Here is a 24922-nt window from a genome sequence, read left to right as displayed (position 1 = left end):
CCATGCTTGGTATTTGCGCTGGAATAAATTCCAGCCTACAAGGTTAGATGTAGTCTGAGCTTTAGCCCAGAGGCCGTGGTTAGCGTTTGCGCTGGAATAAATTCCAGCCTACAAGGCTAAATGTAGTCTGGGCTTTAGTCCAGAAACCATGCTTGGCGTTTGCGCTGGAATACATCCCAGATTACAACGCCTTTTTGGTGGGCATCACCACGTTGGCAAAAATTAATCCGGCCACCAAGGACATTAAAATTAAAAACGTTTCCTGTCCTATATGATCTGCCTTAATAAAATCCTGACCAGAAATGAATGAGTTCAAACCAATATAGGTTTTAGAACCTGGAACTAACACAATTAGGCCATGCATCGCGACTATGGTTGAAGGCGCATTCATGGTCCTAGAGAAAATATTCGAGTAGACACCCAGTGCAAATGCACCCACAAAAGCACCTAGGCCGTTCTCCAAATAGGCTGAGCTCCAGGTTGATGCGCCATAGGCGATAAATGTTGAAACAATAGCCCAAGGAACGTGCTTCATTCGGGTACGAAATATGGCGACTAGCCCGATGCTCAACATCAACACACCTAACCAGTTAACCCAAAACGGTAAGGTGTCAGCTACTTGTAATTCTTGATGGCCAAAAAGTTGATATCCAAGGGTAATGCCGATAAACGCGCCAAAATACAATTTAAACAATTGCATAGTCGCATCCATCACTCTTGCTGTGCCCGATACCAAATTGCGAGATGATAATTCAGCCAGACCAATCGTTAAAGAAAGTCCGGGCACTAAAATAATCAAAGAGGAAAGAATAATCAGCCAGATATTAAAACCTGAATCAAAATAATAATTGATAGCACAGGCAGAAAATCCGACGGTAAAAGAAGCGACAGATTCTAGCATTAGGTTGACGCGTTTTGAGCGCAGTGACCAGAGCGTCCAAAAATAGACAATGACGCCCAAAACACCGGACCAAAAAATTTCTGGCCAGCCTGCGCCCATCAGCATCGCAAAAGCGCTAGTTGCGGTGCCAAAAGCCACACCGGTCAAAGTTTTGTTATAGGGACTTTGCATGGCATCAATTTGATCAAGTCGCTTATCTGCGTCTGCAAGACTAATCTCGCCGCTCAATAACTGAAACGCGAGCTCATCTGTTAGTGATAGCGAGTTCATGTCCAATTCGCCCGGATCTATTCGTGCGGCATGATTATATTCGTCTTCGTGGCGATCGCTCCACAACACGATAGACAAAGATGTTGGAGTGGAAATGAAAGAAGCATGTACCCCTAGATGATGTGCAACTTCACTCAGATAAGCTTCTAATCGAAACGAAGGCGATCCGTATTTATGCAACATCTTGCCTAATTTGAGAATAAATCTGCGTATCTGAATAAATTCCGACTTGTCCACTTCTTTACCAATTAAACCTTTTCATAATGTATTCTAAGAATACTTAATTAAAACAACTATATACTTAAACCTATTGAGAGTAAGTCTTATCAATAAGGGCGGATTGTAGAGATTGAGTCAATATAATTCAATGGACATTTTTTATCCATTTTAGATTAGAAAAACTAATCCTTATCTGGTGATGCTAGACTATTGTAAATAAACGCATATTAATATTAATGTGGCAATCCACAATGTCTCAAACAGAAGTAGAAGAATAGGCTTAGCTCCGACTTCAACTAACTGTTTTAAGTTGGACTTCATGCCGATTGCTGCGATAGAAATTACTAACGCAAAGCGAGAAATTTGCGATGCGTATTCGGTAATCTGGGGAGGAATTGCAAACGCGCTGTTTACGCTCATTAATACAACAAAAACAATTAAAAAACCTGGAATTCCAGGCGCTTTAGAAGAGCTAGAATGTTTAAACTTTAGTTTTATCACTATTAAAATACTAATAACTATAGGCATTAAAAATGCGACTCTGACCAGTTTGGTTAAGGTCGCCAAATCTCCGCTTTGGTCTGATACGGAATAGCCTGCCCCTACCACCTGTGCGACATCATGAATCGTTGCCCCTAAAAAGATACCTGTCTGCAATTGATCGAGATTGAATTGTGCAGCAATTATTGGATACACCACCATGGAAAGCGTAGAAAGCGCGGTCACGCCAATGATGGTTAACAATGTATCTCTGTCTTTATATTTGTTGTCAGGTAATACCGCAGCAATCGCCATTGCGGCCGAAGCTCCACAAATTCCTACTGCTCCGCCAGTGAGTACGCCAAAGCGCTTTTGTAGGCCCATCAGTTTCGCAATAATTATACCGACGAATATCGTCGTGATGATGGCAACAATAAGTAAAATTGCTGTTTTCCATCCCAACGTAAGTAAATCCGAAAGTGCAATACGAAGCCCAAGCATAGCCACACCAAAACGAAGAATATGACTGGCAGTAAATTCTATTCCAGCTTTGCATTGAGTATCTTCATATAAAAATGACAACCCGATCCCAAGTAACAGTGCAAATAACATAGAAGGAGCGCCGTAATGTTCACTCAGAAAAAGTGCAGCAAGACCAACTATTATGGCTAAAGAGATACCCGGAATTAAGGTTTTAATTGTGTACATTAGTCGCTTGAAAGTGGTTTTAGAAAAGTCAATTAACACAACTTTTGAAAGTTTTTGTGATATCCACAAACATCACAATGAGATTGCCGCCAAGATAGCATTTTTACACTGTAAATTACTATCATTGATTCTCTAAGAAGGCTACAGGTAGCCGAAAAAACGAGTATTTTGGGTAAATTTTAGTTGGGATGAATTGTTTGCTTTTGGGGGTGAAAAGTGTGGCGAACGCGGTTATTTGTACTATGCTAAAAGAATGCCTTTGGAGTATTTTATGAAGCAGTTTATTCTTTTGTTTGCAACGTTAACAGTCCTTGCCGGATGTCAAACCACATCTAAGCAAGTGACAGCTGATATGCGTCTTCTGTTGAACGACAATGTATTTCTAGATTACCAAGAAGTTAATATAGAAAGTGAAGAAGACATTTTTGCGTTAGATAGAGACGCAAAAGAGTTTATCAAACGACAAGTTTCTCCAGTGGTCGATCCGGTCGACCGAATGGAAACCTTGGTACGGCTTATTTTCGACCGTTCAGAATTCAATTTATTATATATGGGTAGTGCCAACACCACCGCACAACAAACCTTTGAAAATAGAGCCGCTAACTGCCTTTCTATGTCAATTATGACCTACGCATTGGCAAAAGAAGCGGGTTTTGCGGTACGCTTTCAAGATGTAGATATTCCAGAGTATTGGACGCGCCGAGACGGATACAGTTTATTAAATGGTCACATTAATATTTTAATGAAGCCACAAGATCCCGGAGTCGTTCACTTAATTAATACCGGGCTTCAAGTGGATTTCGATCCGCAGAATCCACGCAATAACTTCCCTAAACAGTTTGTTACCAAACAATCCGTTACCTCGATGTTTTATAATAACAAAGGCGCTGATGCGTTATTGTCAAACTCATACAATGAAGCCTATGCTTATTTTCGAAGAGCCGCATTGTTATCTCCACGGTTTATCTCTACTTGGGTAAATCTGGGCATTCTTTACCGGATTGTTGGAGACTATGAGTCTGCCGAAAACGTGTATAAATACGCTTTGCAACTCGATGAAGGCAACTTAACCACATGGGAAAATTTAGCTTACCTGTATGAGTTTACTGGCCGTGAAGAAGAAGCAGAAGAGATTGCGCGCAGAGTCGAATCAGTGAGACGAGATAATCCTTTTTTCCACTTTATCCAAGGCGAACAAGCATTTGAGAAAAATGATTTTGAAACTGCCTTGATGCACTATCGAAATGCGTTGAAACTAGATAGAAGTAAGCACGAAATTTATTATGGGCTAGCTAAAACCTATTATGAAATAGGCGATGTGCGTCGCAGCCAAATGTATTTCAAAAAAGCCAAAGACAGATCGCGAAGCCATCAAGATCAAGAACGTTATCAAGGCAAGTTGGATTTATTGAGCCGTGATGATAGCCAGAAACTGTAAAGTACTCGTTGGCCTAATCGCTTTTTGTCCATTGCTAAGCTTTGCTGACTGCAATCAGTTCACACTCAAGCATAGTGTTGATGGTAGTCAGCTATGGCAAGATTTTAGTTATTTGGCATCGGATGAAACCCAAGGGCGAAAAACCGGATCATCGGGTTCCGTATTAGCGCAAGACTATTTAGTTAAGCGATTTAGTGACATTGGTTTGCAGTCGTTCACAAAAGAAAAAGATTATAGGTTGCCATTTCGCTATGAACTCACCTTTTCTCATGTTGACGGTATTAATATTGCCGGTTATCTGAAAGGCCAAAGTAAACCTGACGAATTTATCGTGATAAGTGCACATTACGACCATATTGGCATGCGCGGAAGTCGTATTTTTAATGGTGCAGATGACAATGCATCAGGTGTGTCAGCGTTGCTTGCAATTGCACAGCAGGTGAGTCAATTTGGCTCCGAACATTCGGTGATCTTTTTGGCTACAGATGCAGAAGAAAAGGGTCTCTATGGATCCAAAGCTTTTGTGCAGAATCCTCCTGTAGAATTGGCAAATATAAAATACAATTTGAACCTAGATATGGTGTCGCAAAATCAAGGTAAGAACCGTTTATATGTTTCTGGAGCGCGTTACCATGCTGCGTTTAAGCCAGTTGTTGAAACTGCTATTGAACAAGCGGGTTTATGTTTGGTTAATCAACATAGACGAAATCAGCGAGGGTACGCAATGGCCATGGGGCCTGATTGGCGCAAGGCGAGCGACCATGCTTCATTTGCCGAGGCAGACATTCCCTACCTGTTTGTAGGCGTAAGCGAACATAGTTACTATCATTCGGAAAAAGATACCGTGGATAAAGTCGATCCGATATTTTTTCAAGCCGCGGTTGAAACTAGCTTAAGTTTATTTACGTTGATGGATCGTATAGAAGGGGATGAGTAGTAACAATTTGTAGTAGCGGCATTTTATTAATTCAACCTAGATAAAATGCCGCCAATCAGTTTTAAGCTACACCTAACTCGCGTAAACGTTCTTTAAGGTAGCTATCAGCAGTATGACGTTCAGATAACACCACATCCGGACGTGGGTGCAAGAATAGTGGTAGTGAAATTCTTGCTTTAGTCATGTCTGCGCCATCAGGGTTCACGACTCGGTGAGTTGTTGATGGAAAGTATCCGCCAGAGGCTTCTTGCAGCATATCACCAATATTAATTATTAAATTCCCAAAGTCGCTAGGAACATCAATCCATTCATCACCAGTTCCTTTTACCTGCAACCCAGGTTCATTAGCAGCAGGAAGAATGGTTAATAAGTTAATATCTTCATGGGCTGCTGCGCGAATCGCATCAGCTTCTTCAGCCCCTGTCAGCGGCGGGTAATGCAATATTCTCAAAAGTGTTTGTTCGCTGTCTTTAATCATATTACTAAGGGGTTGACTATAAAGTTTAGCCACATCTTCCGGTGAGTATTTTTCAACCCAAGTAAGTAGTTCCGCAGCTAATGACGTCGCCGCTTTATAATAATCAGCCGCTTGTTGTTTTAATTCTGCAGGACATTTACCCCACGGGTAATAGTGAAAATATTCTTTAATATCTTTTTTCTTAAAGCCTTTTGCCGTTTCTGAAACACTTGTGGGGAAAAAGCCATCCTGTGTCTCTTTATCAAATAAAAAGTCATGCTTATTTTCAGAGTTAAACCACGCGTGCCAGTTTTCATAAATCGACGTCACTGATGATTGCGATATAGGGTGGTTTTTCAACACGCCAAAACCGGTCTTGTGTAGTGATTCAACAAATAACTTATCTGCCCCAGGGCTTGAATAATCGACTGCTTCTAATTTCATTTTAAATCCTATGAATTGCCGCAAAAACAACCTATGCGGCAAGCTTATTACATGTTACTAACGAACTCATTGTTTATAGAGAAACAAAAAGTCCAGCCAGCGTAGCGCTCATTAAATTTGATAAGGTGGCTGCAATCACAGCTTTTAACCCTAGACGCGCTATTTCTTTACGCCGCGTAGGCGCAATTGCACCAATGCCTCCCATTAATATCGCTATTGACGAAAAATTCGCGAAACCACATAAAGCAAAAGTAATGATGGCTTGAGACTTCACTGACAATTCGTCTTGGTATTTTACAAAATCCAAGTAGGCGATAAACTCGTTGACTACCATCTTTTGTCCTATAAAACTGCCAGCTAAGTTGGCTTCATCCCAAGGTACTCCAAGCACCCATGCTAGAGGTTGGAACAAATAACCTAATATCATCTGTAAGCTTAGCTCACCTTGCCCAAACCAACCGCCAATGCCACCGATTAATCCGTTTAATATTGCAATTAACGCGATAAAAGCCAGCAACATTGCACCGACATTCAGGGCTAGTTGCAAGCCCGAAGCGGCACCCGTTGCAGCAGCGTCGAAGACGTTAGCATAGCTATTTTCGTCGGTTTGCAATTCATCCAATTCGTTTTTATAGGTTTGCGTTTCTGGCATGATGATTTTTGCCATTAACAAGCCACCAGGCGCTGCCATAAAGCTGGCTGCCAACAGAAATTTAATATCGACACCTAGCTGGGCGTAGCCCACCATGACCGCACCAGCTATTGACGCCAGACCGCCAACCATTACGGCGAATAGTTCTGAACGCGTCATTTGTGGAATAAAAGGCTTAACGACTAACGGAGCTTCAGTTTGACCAACAAAAATATTGGCGGCAGCTGACATCGATTCAGGGCGACTGGTTTTTAAGAAAATTTGCAGAAACCCGCCAATTAAACGAATTACCCATTGCATCACACCGATGTAATATAAAACCGCAATTAACGAAGAGAAAAAGACAATCGCAGGTAGCACGTTAACAGCAAAAATAAAACCTAGTGACTTATCGCCAAGGGGACCAAAAATAAAATCAATTCCGGCTTGCCCCATATCTAAAATCCATTGCACGCCTTCTGACATTCGCAACAGTGCTTCTTTGCCAGCAGGAACATACAGAATTAACGCGCCTACCGAAGCTTGGATGAGAAATGCTCCGCCTACGGTTCGCCAATTTATGTTTTTTCGGTGAGCCGACAAACTAAATGCGATAGCGATAAGCACCGCAATTCCAAGTATACCGATCATGTGATTTCCTTATTATTATTATTTTTTTATTTAACAGTTATTCATTCAGTAGTGCTTGTTGAATATGCGACTTGATCACATCCAACGCGATATAGTTTTCACCACCTTGAGTGACAATCACATCTGCCGTAAATCGGCTAGGTGCGATGAACTGATGATACATAGGCTTAACCGTGCTTTCGTATTGGTTAGCAACTGAGTCTAGGGTTCTGCCTCGTTCCGCAATATCGCGTTTTATACGACGCAGTAAACATATATCTAATGGGGTATCTACGAAAATTTTAACGTCATATAAAGGTTCCAAGTCTGGGCTTGCTAACAGCATTATACCTTCTACAATTATGACAGGGGCTGAATCTAAGATTTCGCGATTTGGAAGTCGTGTATGGGTTTTATAGCAATAGGTTGGGTATTCGATTGACTTGCCATCTTTCAAATCCAACAGGTGTTTGACTAACAACTCATGCTCAAATGCCTTCGGATGGTCATAGTTGTTTTTTTCACGTTCCTGCATGGGCAAATGATCTTGAGCTCGATAATAATGATCTTCGCGCAAAATTTGCACAGGTCTGCCTTGTTGAGCAAACTCATTGAGCAGGTTTTCTGTAAACAAAGATTTACCAGAGCCTGATGCACCAGCAATTGCGATTATAAGTGGAGAAGCCATTTCGACCCTGAATCAATAAAAAACTTGAGAAAAGATACCAGTCATCGCAAAAAAAGTCAGTCTGAATCAAAAAAAATTATACTAATTTGCGCAAAAATTAAGTATAAAAAGATACTTGACTAAACGGTCTGATTCGTATGTGACTGTTTAGTCAGGAAATTATTGTATTTAGCAGTAATTTCTATTGACTGGTTGGTCAGGAAAGTTAATGAAACGTTACAACGGTATGGCTTGAGGGTTAACCAGCAATTAAATTTTTTTGCAGACAGCAAAGTCATAAAAGTGTAATAATTGGCCTGATACAATACGCCCCGATTTGAAACTTGGCTTATAAGATTCATGAAGCAGCGCGATAAGACTGTGAATGATTTCAATTGGGCAAAAAGAAAACACACTACTTAGGAAAACAAAATGTTTAAAAAAACCAAACTGAATCGCATTGCGATTGCAGTGGCAATGTCTGTAGGCATGTCTACTGCTGCGATGGCTCAGGAAACATCTTCTTCAATGGAAGGTAGTATTACCACTCCAACAGGTGCTCCTGCTGCAGGAACGCAAATTACTGTAATTCACGTGCCTTCTGGTTCTACTAAAACTGCCACAGTTAATAATAGCGGTAGCTTTTCTGTGTCTGGTCTTCGTGTTGGTGGTCCTTACCGTGTAATTGTTGATTCTAACGAATTTCAAGACACGACTGTTGACGAAGTATTCTTAAGCTTGGGTGAGACTTTCAATGTTGGGCTTCAATTAGAACAAGCTTCTAATATCGAAGTCATCAGCGTAACAGCAAGTCAGCTTTCTTCTGCTGCTCTAGGCCAAATCGGTCCTTCTGCGACATTTGATTTAGCTGACCTTCAAAAAGCTCCTTCAATCAACCGTAACATTACCGATGTTATCCGTATGGATCCTCGTGTATATGTTGATGAAACACGCGGTGATGCTAACCCTGTACAATGTGTGGGTAAATCAAATCGCTTCAACAGTCTAACTGTTGATGGGGTTAAAATGAATGACTCATTCGGTTTGGGATCAAGTGGTTATCCTACAGTGAGAATGCCTTTCTCTTATGATGCAATTGATCAAGTATCTGTAGAAATTGCACCTTTTGACGTAGTTTATACTGGCTTTACTGGTTGTAATATCAATGCGGTAACTAAGTCTGGTACTAACGAAGTTCACGGTGGTGTTTTCTTCGATTATGGTAGCGATTCATTCCAAGGTGACTCTCTAGAAGGCGACAGCATCAACTCTCCTGAAAATAGCGATAAGCGTTATGGATTCAATGTTGGTTTCCCAATTCTTCAAGATAAAGTATTCGCTTTCGTTTCTTATGAAAAATATGAAGGTAACAGTATCTTCACTCGCGGAACTTTAGGTTCTGGTGCGATTAACGAAGTAGAACTTCGTCAAGAAGATTTAGATGAAATAATTCGTATTTCTAACGAATTATACCAGTACGATCCAGGCCCTGTACCAACAAGCTTGCCTGAAGAAGACGAGAAGTTATTGGTTAAACTTGACTGGAACATCAATGATGAGCACCGTTTAAGTTATACCTATACGTTTAATGACGGTAATTTCATGAATACCTCTGACGGTGATTCAAACGAATTTGAATTGTTAAACCACATTTATGAAGTAGGTTCAGAGCTTAAATCTCACCAGCTTTCTTTGTATTCTGATTGGTCAGATAACTTCTCTACAGAAGTTCGTTTATCTAAACTAGACGTTGATAACCGCCAAATTTCGATTGAAAATGCTAGCGGTACTGTGGGCGGAAGTAATTTCGGTGAAGTACAAGTTGATGTCGTGAATCCAGATTCTGGTGACGAAGTTACTGTTTATCTTGGTGGCGATGACAGCCGTCAAGCAAACGATTTGAACTACAGCGTAGATGGTTTGATTTTACGTGGTAAGTATTTGTTTGATAACGATCACACTTTAACTTTTGGTTATGAGCGTGAAGCGTTAGAAGTGTTTAACGTATTCGTTCAGCACACAGAGACAGAGTTGCGTTTTAGCAGTATTGCTGATTTTGAAGCTGGTACACCAAATGCAATTTATTATAACAATGCACCTTCAGGCGATCCTAATGACGCAGCGGCAGAATGGGATTATGCAATCCACTCTGTATATGCGCAGGATGAATTTTACCCAACTGATGATTTAAAACTAAAAGTTGGTTTACGTTATGACTGGTACACTACTGATTCAAGACCTTTAGAAAACCCAGACTTTACAGCTGATTATGGTTTCTCTAACGGTACAAACCTTGACGGTGAAGGCTTACTTCAGCCACGTATTGGTTTCAACTATACATTAGATGACAATACAGACCTACGTGGTGGTATTGGTATCTTCAGTGGTGGTAACCCGAACGTTTGGTTCTCAAACAACTTTTCAAACAACAACGTACTTCAGTTCGGACAACGTGGCAGAAACTTCGGTTATACAGATGGTTCTCGTTCATTGTTTGATGATGACGTAGTATACAGTGGTTTAGAAGACGGAGTTCCTGCTGGCCCTGGTTATGGTATCCCATCTGAACTATATGATGCGGTTGCAGCAGGTGACGGTGCGAACAACGAAATCAACTATTTTGATCCTAATTTCAAAATTCCATCTGAAACTAAATTGTCATTGGGTGCAACTCACGTAACTGCTGACGACTACGTATTACAAGCTGATTTATTAGTATCAGTAACTAAAGATCAAGCAATCGTCTTACGCGGTGACTTAGAGCAAACTGGCACTAACGATGAAGGATATCCTATCTATGATAGCGTACGTCTACCTTCATTTGTTCTAACCAATAGCTCGGAAGATAGCACGTCTTACACAATTTCATTTGGATTGATGAAGTCTTGGGATAACGGTATTAATTTGACAACAGGTTATGCATATAACCACGCAGAAGATGTTCAGCCTATGACCAGTTCTGTTGCGTTTTCAAACTATCAGTATCGTGCATTCACCGATCCACAAGAGCAAGTGTCTAGCTTGTCTGACTACAACATTGAGCACAGATTTACTGCTGCTTTAACATATGATGTTGAATTCTTAGACGGTTACGATACAACTTTCTCTGTATTTGGTTTGATTCAGTCAGGTCGTCCATACAGCCGCACAGTACCTCGCGGTGAAGTAAATGGCATCTACGGTTTCAATCCTTACCTTGACAGCAATAACGTATTGCCAATGGGTAATGAGCGTAACGGAGAGAATGGTTCTTGGTGGAACAAACTTGATGTACGTGTAAGTCAACAACTACCAGGTTTTATGGCTGACCACAGCTCTAATGTGTTCTTCGTAATCGATAACTTTACCAACCTTCTTAACGATGATTGGGGTATCGCAGAGCGTGTATCATTTAACACAGTAGACTTTGATGACACTACGCCTGAAAACCGTCAAGGTGATGCATCACTTTGGCAAATGCGTATAGGCTTTAACTACAACTTCTAATCAGTTGTATTGAAACTTAAAGTAAAAGCCGGTCTTAGTGACCGGCTTTTTGTTTTTAAGGCGCTCATAAGCGAAAATGGTCTAGTTAGGTTAAAAAAATAAGGCTAAGTATCATGAAGAACGTGTTGATATTATTAGGAGTGGCGCTCACGATGCAACTTTCCGGCTGTGCTAAATCACAACAAACAATTCGAGTAGCTACGTTTAATGTCAGTATGGAAGCTGATAATTATCGTTCATCTCAGGAGTTCGCAAATCAAGACGATTCCACCTTGTTGTTTAAACATTTAGCAACAGGAACAAATCAACAAATAAAAAATATTGCGCAAATTATTCAACGTGTCAGACCCGACATCATTCTATTGAATGAATTTGACTATACTCACGATGCTTCAATTGGCCCTGAAGCGTTTATTAAAAACTATCTAAACGTTGCGCAGCAGGGAATGTCTGCGATTGATTATCCGTATTTTTATTATGGACCGGTGAATACTGGCGTCGGCAGCGGAGTCGATTTAAACCAAGATGGGGAGGTTGAGGAGTCGGGTAGCGATGCGTTTGGTTATGGTCGTTATCCGGGGCAGTACGGCATGCTTTTATTGAGTCGTTACCCGATAGACCTTACCAATGTGCGCACTTTCCAACGTTTTTTGTGGAAAGATATGACGAACAATCAACTTGCTAATATTACCCATCCAGATGGCACACCTTGGTATTCAGATGAAGCGATAGAAACACTGCGCTTATCCTCTAAATCTCATTGGGATATTCCGGTTCAAGTCGGCGATGAAATCGTGCATGTACTCGCCAGTCATCCCACACCACCGGTTTTTGATGGGCCAGAGAATCGCAATGGACTTCGCAATTACGATGAAATTCAATTTTGGAGTGATTATATAAATGCGGACGAGACGGCAGCGTATATTTACGACGATAACGGTAACCGTGGCGGATTTAATGGCCAACGCTTCGTCATCTTGGGTGATTTAAATGCCGCTCAAAATGAAGGGGATGGTGAGCGTATTATGTTGGCAAACTTGTTAGCTCACCCAAAAGTATTACAACATGAGTTACCGACAAGTCGTGGTGGTGAAAATGCCAAAAAAGAAAACCCTAATGCCAAATATCACACTGCTCAGTGGGGATTAACGGTAGATTATGTCATTCCTTCAAAAGCGGGTTTTTCGATTATTAACTCTGGCGTGTTTTGGCCAGCAGAAGGGGAACCTGATAGCGAATTAGTAAAAGACCGAGAAGCTTCTTCTGATCATCGGCTGGTTTGGCAAACATTACGGCTTAAGTAATCGCAGGATCTTGCTTAATCAGCACTTAGTTGAATATGCTGAGTGAAAATAGGCAGTCTTTCATCTTCACGATGACTCACCATCAAAATGGTGGTGAGTTGTTTTTTAGCGATACTGGTAATGACATCCAACACCAAACGCCGGTTTATTTCGTCTAAACCTTGGGTGGGCTCGTCTAGCACTAACAATGAGGGAAACTTCACTAAAGCTCTGGCAATGAGTAATAGTCTTTGTTCACCAAAACTGAGCTGCTTGAAATTGCTATTGGCCAAAGATCGTAATCCAATCAAATCGAGCCAATCTAAAGCTTGTTGTTTTTGGGCTTGGGAAATATCTTTGTACAGGCCAATGGAGTCCATAAACCCAGATAGCACAACAGTAAGTGCGTTACAGCTTACTCGGTAAGAACGGTGAATATCTGGTGATACTATGCCTAGATGCTTTTTTATGTCCCAAATCGTTTCACCGCTGCCGCGTTTGAATCCCATGATGGTAACGTCGTTGCTAAAACATTGTGGGCAATCACCCGTTACCAATTGTAATAGTGTCGACTTACCTGAGCCGTTAGGGCCCGTGATAAGCGTATGTTGGAACGTTTGTATATGCAAACTGGTTGTAGCAAGCGCTTGGATTTCTGCATAGGAAACGCTAGCGTTATTGATATTAACTATTTGCGTAGTGTGTTGACCAGATCTGTTAGCGATCATCTTTTCGAGTCGAGTTTTGTCGAGGGCATCAAATGCAAAAAGCGTATCAATGGTTGAGCGAGCCTGTTCTTCAGATAATCCACTCAAATCATGTAATGTATTATGATCTACTAGCGCAAATGTGTTTATCCAGTCAGGAATATCTTGGCGATTACTTAACAACATAATGAGAGTAATATTTTGTTCAGACAACTGTTTTAAAACAGTGCTTAATTGTGCTCGAGAAGAAGTATCTAGGTCATCAAATGGATTATCTAAAATTAGACAGCTAGCGCCGGATAAAATGGCTTTTAAAATTAAAAGTTTACGAGATTCCCCGGTACTAAGTTGACGAAACCCAGTTTCTAGCCTGTGAGATAGATGAAAAATATCAATTAATGGACTTTGCAACTTATCGGCAGGTAAAAATTCTTTAGCTGGCGTGCCGAAGTCGATTTCATCTGTTATGTCGGTTTCGTCAATTTTTAGCTCATTTTCAAATACTGCTTGCAGGGTTTCGAATGACACCAGTACAACTTGTTCGCAGTTTGGTAAGCGTAATGTTGAATATTGTGGGTTGGTTAACTTGCCTAATAAAAGTTGATCGACAAACTGTTTACCCGCGCCGTTCTTGCCCAACACAGCAACTGCACTTGCTGTTTTTACATGCCAGCGCTCAATCTTTAGTTTAGGGTGACAATAGTTTTCGATATCTATCAATGCTAACAGCTCGCAGCTTAAAATAATCAGATAAGCTAATTAATCTGACTGAGGTTATACAAGCGACACTTCAAAGTGCTATATGCAGGGTTATACATTTTCAAAAAGTGCTTCGACTTTTTTACGTGTATCTTCAATATTACTGATATCAGCAGGCGCAATAAAAATGGTGTCATCACCTGCAATCGTTCCCAGCACTCCATCTTTTTGGCTCAATGAGTCAAGTAAACGTGCAATGAGTTGGGCCGCTCCTGGGCTGGTGCGAATAATGACCATGACATTGTTATGTACTATATCTAGTACTAATTGACGTAACGGGCTTTTAGCAGTCGGCATACCCATCTCTGGGGGTAAGCAATATACCATGTCACCGCGTGCGTTGCGTGTACGCACGGCCCCGAACTTACTGAGCATCCGCGACACCTTGGATTGACTAATACTGCCAAAGCCTTGTTCTGTTAGCGCATCAACAATTTCGCCTTGTGAACCAAAGCTTTCGGTTTTTAGAATTTCTTTAAATGCTTTAACTAATTCTTCTTGTTTTGTATTAGACATGCCACCCTCGCTATTTACTGCTATAGTTTGACACAATCTTTTCAGGGTAGGTAGCCTAAACTGAGTTGATTCAATGTGTTGAATCTGTTTCTTACTACCCATATATCCTTTTTAATCGAAAAACTAACGGTATTTTGGTTTGAATGCGTTATATTGCGAACTAAATAGTGAACATTCACCACAATAAATTGTTTTTTTACGCGGCATACACTATGGTTTGCCGTTAATTTAAACGTCCCACAGGAGACAACTATGAAAGTAGCGGTATTAGGTGCTGCAGGCGGTATTGGTCAGGCCCTTTCTCTTCTATTGAAAACCCAGTTACCAGCTGGTTCTGAATTAGCTTTATATGATGTTGCACCTGTTGTGCCCGGTGTGGCAGTTGATTTAAGCCATATTCCTACTGATGTGAAAGTACAGGGTTTCGGCAAAGATGACTTAGCTAGCGCATTGCAAGGCTGTGATATTGTTTTGATTCCAGCAGGTGTACCGCGTAAACCTGGTATGGATCGTTCTGATCTGTTTAATATCAATGCAGGGATCGTTAAAAATCTAGTTGAAGGCATCGCAGATAATTGCCCTGAAGCATGTACATGTATTATCACTAACCCTGTTAATACTACGGTAGCAATTGCTGCTGAAACCTTGAAAGCAAAAGGTGTTTACAACAAAAATAAATTATTTGGTGTAACTACTCTTGATGTAATCAGAGCGGAAACCTTTGTTGCAGAATTGAAAGGTTTAAGTTCAACAAGCGTACATGTTCCAGTTATCGGTGGACACTCTGGTACCACAATTCTACCTCTACTGTCTCAAGTTGAAGGTGTGACATTCAGCGATGAAGAAGTGGCTAGCTTAACGACGCGTATCCAAAATGCTGGTACTGAAGTGGTTGAAGCAAAAGCCGGTGGTGGCTCAGCTACATTGTCTATGGGACAAGCAGCAGCTAGATTCTGTTTATCGTTAGTAGCAGCAATGAAAGGCGACAACGTGGTTGAGTATACTTACGTTGAAACCAACTCTGATGATGCAGTATTTTTCTCTCACCCGGTAAGATTGGGTGCGAATGGCGTTGAAGAAATTTTGTCATACGGTGAATTGAGTGATTTCGAACAAAACGCGAAAGATTCAATGCTTGACGGTTTGCGTGGAGATATTGAATTAGGCGTTAAATTTGTAAACGGCTAAATTAAATATCCCAGTCAAATTAAAAAGCCCCTTACTTATGAAGTAAGGGGCTTTTTTAGTTATGGTGGGAAGTATAACGGGCAAATATTAATGCCCGTTGTTACCAAGTATTAGCCAGTATTGCGCATACCCACAGCTATCCCTGCAATGGTGACCATCATCGCTCTTTCTAGAACCGCGTCATGATCATCGTCTTCTAATTTCCGGATCCGTGACAACAATTCAATTTGCAAAAAATGTAATGGTTGTAAATATCCAGCCCTTATACTCATAGATTCTTTACCTTTAGGATCAGATTCCATTACCGAAGTTTGTCCTAAAAGTTTAAGCAAAGACTCAATACTTTCTTCCAGTTCGCTTCTTAAGGCTTCACCAAAATATTGTAATTCAGATGAGACTAAACGGCTGTCATATTCCTTACTGATACGCGTATCGGCTTTGTTGAAAACCATGTCTAACATAGACAAACGCGAATGGAAAAATGGCCAATTTTCCAACATATCGTCAATAACATTTTGTTGCCCTGACTGTTGTGCCTTTTTGACCGCTTTCATCACACCTAACCAAGAAGGTAGAACAAGTCGAGTCTGTGCCCAAGCGAATATCCAAGGAATTGCACGTAGACTTTCAATTCCTCCTGTGGGTTTACGCTTAGCTGGGCGACTACCCAAGGGCAGTTTGCCTAACTCTTGTTCAGGAGTGGCAACTCTAAAATAGGGAACAAAATTTTCATCGTGGCGCACGATTTGGCGGTAGTTATCACGCCCGTCATTAGCCATTGATGCAATGGCGTCACGCCATTCTTGTTTGGGTTTCGGAGGCGGGAAGAGTATCGCTTCCAAAATAGCGCTGGCGTACAAACCTAAACTACCTTTAGCTAGCTCTGGCATACCAAACTTGTAACGTATGGTTTCACCTTGTTCGGTGACCCTGAATCCGCCAGTTAGCGAGCCAGGAGGTTGAGAGTGAATCGCTGCATGAGCGGGTAAACCACCACGACCAATAGTGCCACCTCGACCATGGAACAAGGTTAATTTAGTGTCATTTTCTTCAGCTAATTTTACTAACGCTTCTTGGGATTCGTACTGTGCCCAGCCGGCAGCTAACGCGCCAGCATCTTTAGCTGAATCTGAATAGCCGATCATTACGTACTGTTTACCTTGAATGTAACCACGGTACCAGTCGATATTAAGTAATTTTGTCATTACTGCTGGCGCGTTGTTTAAGTCTTCCAAGGTTTCAAATAGCGGTGCTACAGGCATCGGCCAGCTTACTCCGCAATCTTTGAGTAGCAACTGAACGGCCAGTACGTCAGACGGCAAACTTGCCATAGAAATGATATAAATACCAAAACCTTGTTGGCTATTCTTGGCGATAGTACGGCAAGTATCCAGTACTTCTTTAACTTCCGCTGAGGGTTCCCAGCTTGGCGGTAATAGCGGACGTTTTGAGCCGAGCTCTTTTAACAAGAATGCTTGCTTGTCTTCTTCGCTCCATTCCATGTAGTCACCCATACCGAAGTAACGGGTTAGCTCACCAAATACCTGTGCATGGCGTTCTGAATCTTGACGAATATCCAATTTAAGTAGATGCACGCCGAAACAATGTACACGTCTAATAGTGTCTAATAACTTACCGTCAGCAATCACTTGCATTCCGCAAGCATGTAACGAGCGATAACAGGTTAGTAGTGGAGAAAGTAAATCATCTTGGCAAGCTATCCAATCGCTGTCATCAACCTGCTCACCAGAGATATAGCTCGCAATTCCTTCTTGGGTTTTGGCTAACTTGTGATACAAAGGGCGAAGCAGGGCGCGGTATGGCTCAAGAACGTCGTCACCAACTAAATTGCGTAGTGTGCTATCACAGTCACCCATCGAGAGTTCGACTTGTAAATCATCGATATCTTTGGCAAATAGTTTTGCAGCGCGTTTTCTGGCAAGTAACAAAACTTCTTGGGTGACTTTTGAGGTCACATTCGGGTTACCGTCTCTATCTCCGCCCATCCACGAGCTAAATTGCACGGGGGATGCATCGATAGGTAGGGAAATACCAAATTTATTATTTACCTTTTTATCTAATGAACGGATAAAGGCTGGGACCGCATCCCAAAGTGAATTTTCGATGACAGAAAATCCCCAGCGAGCTTCATCTACTGGAGTAGGACGCACTGAGCGAATTTCTTCGGTGTGCCAAGCTTGACTGATTAGGTCAGCAATGCGAGTTTCTAGTTCTTCGCGTTCGTCATCAGATAGCATGCTATGGTGCATTTCACGTAAACATTGTGCCAATTCACCATGTTTGTGAATAAGTGTTCGTCGCGTTACTTCAGTAGGATGTGCTGTTAACACTAGGTCGATTTTTAATTGTTCAAAGGCTTCAGCAAAGGTGCTTTGTTCAATATTGGCTTGACCTAAATGGGTAAATAGCTTTTCTACAGGATCATCTGTAATCGAAATACTATTAAATTCCTGCTCGGCAATATTCGCTAAATTTAAGAATTGAGAAAACGCTCGACCAACTGTTAGTAGATCTTCGTTTTTTAGTTCAGCAAATAAATCTTTTAACTGCTGGGTAGAGTCCGCATCGCCATTGTGAGATTTTCGTCCGCCTTTGCGAATCATTTCAATTCGTTCAAGCCATTCTTCACCAAGCTGGGCACGAATTGTGTCTCCAAGCGTTGTTCCTAGAAATCGCACAGATTCCTTCAATTGAACTGCAAGTTGCTCTTTCACACATCCTCCAAACTGAATATATAAAGTTAATAAAATACGTTTAGTTAGGGCACAAAGGTAAACAATATTTAATTATCAGGTCCTGACAATAAGCTGATTATTATTATTTTTATGTGCTTATTTCCGGCCTTTTTTTAACTTTCTTATTTATACTTGTTTTGTATTAAACCAATTAGCTTTTGGGGTACAAGGCAACACATTAACTATGTTACCATTCATGTTTTATCTTATCTCAATCAAAACAGGATATAACGTGACAGAAAAATATAACAGTGTTGAACTACAAGCAAGTTATGGTATTGGCTTTCAAATGGGTGAGCAACTAGCTTCTAACCCTTTCGAAGGTCTTGACATCGACGCAGTTAAAGCTGGTCTTGCCGATGCATTTGGCAAACAAGCTCCACAGGTTGATAACCAAACGCTAGGTGCAGCATTTAACGAAATTCACCAACGTATGCAAGCAGCTAAAGCAGACGAGCACAAAGGTGCAATCGAAGAAGGTGCTGCATATTTAGCTGAAAATGCTAAGCGCGCTGAAATTACCGTTACGCCTTCTGGCTTGCAGTACGAAGTACTAACCGCCGGTGAAGGTGAAAAGCCTGCTGCAAATTCTACTGTTCGTACACATTACCACGGTACATTAATTAACGGTAATGTATTTGATAGCTCTTATGAGCGCGGCCAACCTGCTGAGTTTCCAGTGAATGGCGTGATCAAAGGTTGGACTGAAGCTCTTCAGATGATGCCTGTTGGTTCAAAATGGCGTTTACACGTGCCACACGATTTGGCTTATGGCGAGCAGGGTGCTGGCGGTGCGATTGGTCCTTTCAGTACATTAGTATTCGATGTGGAACTATTAGATATCGTTGCTTAAGATCAAGCTTTAAAGCTTAAATTAAAGGTCGGAATTATCCGGCCTTTTTTGTGAGTTTTAACAAACTGTTAAAAGACCTAAACTCGCATAGCTGCTAAAATGTACGATTAAACAATAAAATTAATAACACAAATTTGGGGTAGTAAATGATTGACCTGATAACCAGCCGCGATAGCAACGTTAAAAATGACGTGCTTTCAGGCATTACCGTTGCTCTCGCATTGGTACCTGAAGCGGTTGCTTTTGCCTTTGTTGCAGGTGTTGAACCTATGGTGGGCTTATATGCTGCATTTATGATGGGCTTGATTACATCTGCAATTGGTGGACGACCAGGAATGATATCTGGTGCGACAGGCGCAATGGCGGTCGTTATGGTCGCGCTGGTTGCGCAACACGGTATTCAATATTTGTTTGCCGCGGTTATCTTGGCAGGCATATTACAAATACTGGCAGGCACCTTTAGGTTAGGAAAGTTTATTCGATTAGTTCCGTATCCGGTTATGTTGGGATTTGTAAATGGCTTGGCTATTGTCATCTTTCTCGCCCAACTTGGGCAATTCAAGATCGTCAATGAATTTGGTGTACAAGAGTGGATGCAAGGCAGCATGCTATATTGGATGCTTGGTTTAACGGCCTTAACAATGGCAATTATCTACTTTTTACCTAAGCTAACCACGGCAGTTCCCGCATCTTTAGTCGCAATTGTTACCGTCACTTTATTGGTGCACGGATTAGATTTAGAAGCGCGCACGGTAATCGATTTTGTGCGTGGTATGTTGCCTGAAGATCAAAAAGCCACTGCTACACTGGCTGGCGAACTACCCAGTTTTAGCGTTCCAATGGTGCCATTAAATATGGAAACCTTGTATATCATCTTACCCACTGCCGTGATTTTATGTTTGGTAGGGTTAATAGAATCGCTATTAACTTTGTCGCTGATAGATGAGATGACAGACACTCGCGGTCGCGGTAATAAAGAATGTGTTGGTCAAGGCGTAGCAAACACAGTAAATGGTTTCTTCGGCGGTATGGGCGGCTGTGCCATGATTGGTCAAAGTATGATTAATATCAATTCAGGTGGTAGAGGTCGTTTGTCAGGTATTACTGCTGCCTTAGTATTATTGGGCTTTATATTATTCGCAGCTCCTCTAATTGAAATGATCCCACTGGCTGCGTTGGTTGGTGTTATGTTTATTGTAGTAATAGGCACATTCGAATGGGCTTCATTCCGCATTGTGCGCGGCGTTAATAAAGAAGATGCATTTGTGCTGTTCCTCGTTACAGCGATAACGGTAGTCGCAGACTTAGCCATCGCTGTGGTGGTGGGCGTGATTGTTTCTGCCCTCGTTTTTGCTTGGAAGCATGCAACTCATATTCACGCTAAAACGCATACCGATGATGATGGCTGGAAAGTCTACGATCTGGAAGGGCCGTTGTTTTTTGGTTCAGTACTGCACTTTAGAGACTTATTTGATCCACAAAATGATCCGCAAGATGTGGTAATTGATTTTCGCGAATCACGAATTTGGGATTCGTCAGGTCTGGATGCGATAGACGGCTTAGCCGACAAGTATAAAGAACAGGGTAAGAAACTGCATATTCGCCACATTAGCCCTGAGTGTAGTGAGTTATTAACCAAAGCGCAGGAATACGTGGAAATGAATGTTAACGAAGATCCACGTTACAGAATTGCATCAGATAAATTAGGTTAGGTTATTCCATCTCCAGGGGCTGAAGCTCCTGCTACAAGGACGTGTAGGCTGGGATTTATCCCAGTGGATATACTGTGTGATACTTTCAGGGGCTGAAGCCCCTGCTACAAGGATGTGTAGGCTGGGATTTATCCCAGTGGATATACTGTGATACTTTCAAGGGCTAAAGCCCCTGCTACAAGGATGTGTAGGCTGGGGTTTATCCCAGCGCATACACTAAGATGTTAGGAAAACTATTTTTGGCTAGTGAGCCAAATAATTAATTCGACATACTCATCAGGCGTCATTTTGGCACCAAAAATCGCTTTGTATTTATCGTTGACGATAAAAGTAGGCACTGATCTAACACCAACTGTTAATTTATCGTTTTTACGCACCGCACCACGTATACCATAGCTATTTGCTAATTTTTTCAACTTATCGCTATCGCCACCTGCATCTGAGTAAACCTGTAGAATGTCATCCATAGATTCAATGCTTTTACGCTCTTTATGAATGGCATTGAATAACGCCGTATTGAACTCATCTGCCTGACCAAGTTGCTTAGCAGCCAACATAGCTTTGGTTGCAGCATTTTGAGTTTCTGGGGTGGCAGTAGCCATAAAGTTAACGTGTGCTTTAGTGAATGTTACGTCACTAGGCAATTTATTTTTAAGTTCTTTGGCAATGCTCTCGAAAGTGAAACAGTGGGGACACCAAAAGGAAAACACTTCGCGAACCTGCTTGCTTTGACTTGGCATATCTTTGAGAACAGTGTAGTGCTCACCTTCTTCCCATTTAGATTGCGCTAATGCAAGAGTTGGCAAAGCACATAATAAAGCGACTAATAAATTGCGCGTTAGTTTGAAAGTCATATAAATAAAATCCTGTAAATGCAATTAACGTTGTTTTGATAACCAGACAATGAGGTCAGCTATATCTTCTCTTGACATACCTTGGACAACCTTAGCTTGGTATTTACCATTGATTATAAAGTTAGGTACGCCACTTAAATGGTCACGATATTTTTCAATCGTTTGATTATTCTGTTTTAGCAAGTTGTTGACTTGAAAACTAGAAGCGACCTTATCAAATTCTTCAGTCTCAATTCCTTTGGCCAAAAATATATTACGTAGATCTGACAAGCCAGTAATCGGTTGGCGCTGCAAATGAATATAGCTAAAAATCGCACTGTTCATTTCTTGCTCTTGTTTCATGTTTCTACCTACCAGTAGCGCCTTGGTGGCTGCATCCTGAATTTCAGCACTGGTAAATCGCATGAAGTTAACATGTACCTTCTTGAAATTAACGTCTTTGTCTAATTTCTGTTTGATTTGCTCAACGATAGGTTCGTAGTTATAACAATGTGGACACCAAAAAGAGAAAAACTCAAGCACTTCAGGTTTTTCCGTGGCGGTTTCATTAATGACAATATAATGTGTGCCTTCTTTCCACTTTGAGGGGGCTTTGGCTTGTTCAGGAGTACTTTCTTTAGAGCAAGCCTGCAGCGACAATATTAAAAATAATGCAAATATTGTTGATAGTTTTTTCATTTCCATCTTTCCTTTATAAATTTATTAAAGGTTATCATAGCTAGTAAAAGATTAGGTATAGTTAATCGGCCAGTTGAATACAATCAACTGATGAATTACATAAAAAAACCGCTCAGTTGAGCGGTTTCATGTAATACCTTTTTTAAAATCTACAACCTTAGAGTCGTTGAAACAAAAAAGTTCCGGCCAGCAGTATTAAATCCACTCACTTCTTGGTAATTTTCGTTGAATAGATTGTTCACACCGGCTTTAAAGCTAATATATTCAGCTAATTGCCAATGAGCTGATAGATGGGTTACTTGATAATCATCTAGTTCTGTACCCGCTATATCTACAGCATTTCTAACATTTCGATAAGTCAATTCAGCATTTAATGTGTCATTCAACCAAGACTGACGTAAACCAAAATTGAATTTGTTTTTGGGCCTTCTTAATCTCACTTCACCAGCATTATCTTCGGTTTGGTTATAGGTATAATTTGCCCAAATTGTAAAACCACTGCTATAAACTTGCTCTATGTTGGCTTCTACGCCTTTAGATTCACTTTCTCCAGCTGTTTGTAAATAACCTTGGAAGCCAACCAGATCAAATACGATTTCGTTTTCGATAGTTTGTTTAAAAAAGACGACTTCTGCATTCAAGCCTTGACGGTTATTCAATTCAAATCCGATATCTAAGCCTTCGCTATTTTCTTCATTTAATTGCAAACCAGAAGCTTCACCATAGGCAAAAGGACCATCGTTATAGCTTTGCTCATACAGACTTGGAGCTCTAAACCCTGTGCCGTACGATGTTTTGAATTTCACATCCGCGACATCTAAGGTAACCACTTTGGCTGCACCTACGCGGACACTGTTATGTTTTCCAAACGTGTCGTTGTCGTCGATACGAAATCCTAAGTTTAATGCGATCTGGTTATCAAACTGGCCTAACCATTCTGCGAAAACACTTTTTTGATCGCGTTTTAGATCGCTTTCATCAATTTTTTGGGTTTCCTTTTCAGCGCCAAACACTAAGTCATGTTGCTGCCAGTTTATGCTTCCTAGATACTCAATCTTGTCAGTGCTTCCTGAATTGCTAAATCCAAATTCACCATTATTAAAAAAGTCTCTTTCTACGTCTGTTTTATTAACCGCGATTTGGTGCTGACTATTTTTGCCTTGGTATTTTAACGCGCCACGAATGGTTTGCTGTTCTGCTTCGGTAGTACATTGATTGATTAGCGCAAAGGTAACGTTGTCGTAACAACCATCATATTGATTTTCTGCATCAACATTTCGAAATACTAACGACGCGTCGATTTTATTTGTTAACGCCAACTGGCCTTTGAAATGTACAGTTTGATTTTCATAACCATCTTTTTCACCACTTTCGTCGCTAGATTGGGCATTAAAACCGTCACTCTCTATTTTTGAGGCAGATAGAAATACATTTCCGGTGTCGTTGCCAGCCGTAATATTCGCGTTTAAGCCTTGGGTATCAAATGACCCAATAGACAAAGTGCCACTGGCATCAAACCCAGTAGCGGCTTGTTTGCTATACATGCTTATTACACCACCGGCATCGGCACCATAAGAAAGGCCTTGTGTGCCTCGCAAAATCTCTATTCGAGACAACTGTTCGATAAGTACATCATCAAAAATTGGCGCAACTTGAGGAGAAGACGCGTCGGTCAACTCAACATTATCTATATAAAGTTTTGTTCTAAATCCTTCTTCACCGCGAATTCTCACGACTGTGTTTTTACCTAAGCCGCCAGAGTTTGATACACCTACACTTGGAGTCTGTCGTAAAAGCTCAGCGACGCTTAGTCCCACATGCAAAGCTAGATCGGATTCATCTAATACCGATACGCTTGTGGTGAGTCGATTTGTAGGGAGTGAAATTCGGCTCGAAACAACCGTCATTTTTTCAATGTTGAGTGGGTCTGATTGTTCATTTGAAGTGTCGTTTTGCGCATAAACACTTGGAGATAACATTGCCAAGCTGACGCTTAGCGCTAATAGCGTTGTTTTGTTTTGCATTTTGATTGGCCTTATTGAGTACTCCGCCCGAGTACTAAGTCATATTGATTTCAGTTTGTTGGATTTCAAACAAACTGGTGATTCTGAGGCCGGTATCCGGGCTTACAAGCGTCAACTAAAAGACTTGATTAATAACCTTCCCATTCTTTCAAACAGTGGTAACTTATTAATCAAATATACCTGACAGGTATCACTTGTTTACCGTTGCGGGGGCAGCGCCAGCTTTAATCAGATATGTACCTGATCTTACTGTCTTCCCGTTTAACCACCAAAGGTGGCACCTAAGAGGTGTGCATTATATCTATCTGTTCTTAAAAAAATAGG

General features: G+C 41.2%; 18 protein-coding genes and 1 riboswitch. Of the genes, 7 read left to right on the top strand and 11 right to left on the bottom strand.

Going from position 1 to position 24922, the window contains the following annotated elements; translation table 11 throughout:
• Window positions 1–181: 181 nt before the first annotated feature.
• Both GLIP_RS13675 and GLIP_RS13670 read right to left on the bottom strand, forming a co-directional pair.
• Entirely contained in the window at window positions 182–1408 is a 1227-nt protein-coding gene (locus GLIP_RS13675) for a threonine/serine exporter family protein (RefSeq protein WP_040522975.1), read from the bottom strand.
• A 189-nt stretch (window positions 1409–1597) separates the two neighbouring features.
• Window positions 1598–2578, bottom strand: coding sequence for a YeiH family protein (locus GLIP_RS13670; RefSeq protein ID WP_008845240.1), 981 nt, complete (start codon window positions 2576–2578; stop codon window positions 1598–1600).
• 271 nt (window positions 2579–2849) lie between these two features.
• Here GLIP_RS13670 and GLIP_RS13665 point away from each other — a divergent pair, with 271 nt between their 5' ends.
• Together GLIP_RS13665 and GLIP_RS13660 are read left to right on the top strand one after the other, a co-directional pair.
• Entirely contained in the window at window positions 2850–4016 is a 1167-nt protein-coding gene (locus GLIP_RS13665) for a tetratricopeptide repeat protein (protein WP_008845238.1), read from the top strand.
• Window positions 3997–4953, top strand: coding sequence for a M28 family peptidase (locus tag GLIP_RS13660; RefSeq protein ID WP_008845237.1), 957 nt, complete (start codon window positions 3997–3999; stop codon window positions 4951–4953). Before GLIP_RS13665 ends, GLIP_RS13660 begins: the two co-directional genes overlap by 20 nt.
• A gap of 61 nt (window positions 4954–5014) precedes the next feature.
• Here the strand turns inward: GLIP_RS13660 and GLIP_RS13655 are convergent, their stop codons facing one another.
• From GLIP_RS13655 to udk, 3 genes are all read right to left on the bottom strand, one after another.
• On the bottom strand, window positions 5015–5854 hold the full coding sequence (locus GLIP_RS13655) for a 2OG-Fe(II) oxygenase family protein (protein WP_008845236.1): 840 nt from the start codon (window positions 5852–5854) through the stop codon (window positions 5015–5017).
• A gap of 73 nt (window positions 5855–5927) precedes the next feature.
• Entirely contained in the window at window positions 5928–7136 is a 1209-nt protein-coding gene (locus GLIP_RS13650) for a NupC/NupG family nucleoside CNT transporter (protein WP_008845235.1), read from the bottom strand.
• A 37-nt stretch (window positions 7137–7173) separates the two neighbouring features.
• Window positions 7174–7803 carry a uridine kinase gene (udk, locus tag GLIP_RS13645; RefSeq protein WP_008845234.1) on the bottom strand — a complete coding sequence of 210 codons (630 nt, stop codon included), beginning with the start codon at window positions 7801–7803 and terminating at the stop codon, window positions 7174–7176.
• Window positions 7804–8214: 411 nt separating this feature from the next.
• On the opposite strand from udk, the gene GLIP_RS13640 reads away from it, so the two are divergent.
• On the top strand, window positions 8215–11268 hold the full coding sequence (locus GLIP_RS13640) for a TonB-dependent receptor (protein WP_008845232.1): 3054 nt from the start codon (window positions 8215–8217) through the stop codon (window positions 11266–11268).
• 113 nt (window positions 11269–11381) lie between these two features.
• Window positions 11382–12572, top strand: a complete 1191-nt coding sequence (locus GLIP_RS13635; protein ID WP_153886344.1) for an endonuclease/exonuclease/phosphatase family protein — start codon at window positions 11382–11384, stop codon at window positions 12570–12572.
• Between the two features lie 14 nt (window positions 12573–12586).
• On the opposite strand, the gene GLIP_RS13630 is transcribed toward GLIP_RS13635, so the two are convergent.
• Complete coding sequence (locus GLIP_RS13630; protein WP_008845230.1) at window positions 12587–13978, bottom strand: ATP-binding cassette domain-containing protein; 1392 nt, start codon at window positions 13976–13978, stop codon at window positions 12587–12589.
• Window positions 13979–14068: 90 nt separating this feature from the next.
• Window positions 14069–14533, bottom strand: coding sequence for a transcriptional regulator ArgR (gene argR / locus GLIP_RS13625; protein WP_008845229.1), 465 nt, complete (start codon window positions 14531–14533; stop codon window positions 14069–14071).
• 252 nt (window positions 14534–14785) lie between these two features.
• On the opposite strand from argR, the gene mdh reads away from it, so the two are divergent.
• A complete protein-coding gene (gene mdh / locus GLIP_RS13620) occupies window positions 14786–15721 on the top strand; it encodes a malate dehydrogenase (protein ID WP_008845228.1) in 936 nt (311 codons plus the stop codon).
• A gap of 110 nt (window positions 15722–15831) precedes the next feature.
• Here mdh and ppc read toward each other — a convergent pair whose 3' ends face one another.
• Window positions 15832–18456: a phosphoenolpyruvate carboxylase gene (gene ppc, locus GLIP_RS13615; RefSeq protein WP_008845227.1), complete on the bottom strand. Its 2625-nt coding sequence runs from the start codon at window positions 18454–18456 to the stop codon at window positions 15832–15834.
• A 217-nt stretch (window positions 18457–18673) separates the two neighbouring features.
• Here ppc and GLIP_RS13610 point away from each other — a divergent pair, with 217 nt between their 5' ends.
• Window positions 18674–19330, top strand: coding sequence for an FKBP-type peptidyl-prolyl cis-trans isomerase (locus GLIP_RS13610; RefSeq protein WP_193362861.1), 657 nt, complete (start codon window positions 18674–18676; stop codon window positions 19328–19330).
• 146 nt (window positions 19331–19476) lie between these two features.
• The gene (locus GLIP_RS13605; RefSeq protein WP_008845225.1) at window positions 19477–21042 is read left to right on the top strand and encodes a SulP family inorganic anion transporter; all 1566 of its coding nucleotides are present in this window, start codon (window positions 19477–19479) and stop codon (window positions 21040–21042) included.
• A 233-nt stretch (window positions 21043–21275) separates the two neighbouring features.
• On the opposite strand, the gene GLIP_RS13600 is transcribed toward GLIP_RS13605, so the two are convergent.
• The 3 genes from GLIP_RS13600 to GLIP_RS13590 all read right to left on the bottom strand — a co-directional run bounded on the left by GLIP_RS13600 (window position 21276) and on the right by GLIP_RS13590 (window position 24598).
• On the bottom strand, window positions 21276–21896 hold the full coding sequence (locus GLIP_RS13600; RefSeq protein ID WP_008845224.1) for a thiol:disulfide interchange protein DsbA/DsbL: 621 nt from the start codon (window positions 21894–21896) through the stop codon (window positions 21276–21278).
• Window positions 21897–21920: 24 nt separating this feature from the next.
• Entirely contained in the window at window positions 21921–22574 is a 654-nt protein-coding gene (locus tag GLIP_RS13595; RefSeq protein WP_008845223.1) for a thiol:disulfide interchange protein DsbA/DsbL, read from the bottom strand.
• A gap of 149 nt (window positions 22575–22723) precedes the next feature.
• On the bottom strand, window positions 22724–24598 hold the full coding sequence (locus GLIP_RS13590; RefSeq protein WP_008845222.1) for a TonB-dependent receptor plug domain-containing protein: 1875 nt from the start codon (window positions 24596–24598) through the stop codon (window positions 22724–22726).
• A gap of 70 nt (window positions 24599–24668) precedes the next feature.
• Window positions 24669–24898: riboswitch (cobalamin riboswitch) on the bottom strand.
• Between the last annotated feature and the right edge of the window lie 24 nt (window positions 24899–24922).

Origin of the sequence: Aliiglaciecola lipolytica E3 (genome assembly GCF_000314975.1) — a bacterium.
GTDB lineage: Bacteria > Pseudomonadota > Gammaproteobacteria > Enterobacterales > Alteromonadaceae > Aliiglaciecola > Aliiglaciecola lipolytica.
This window is presented reverse-complemented; position numbering and strand designations above follow the sequence as displayed.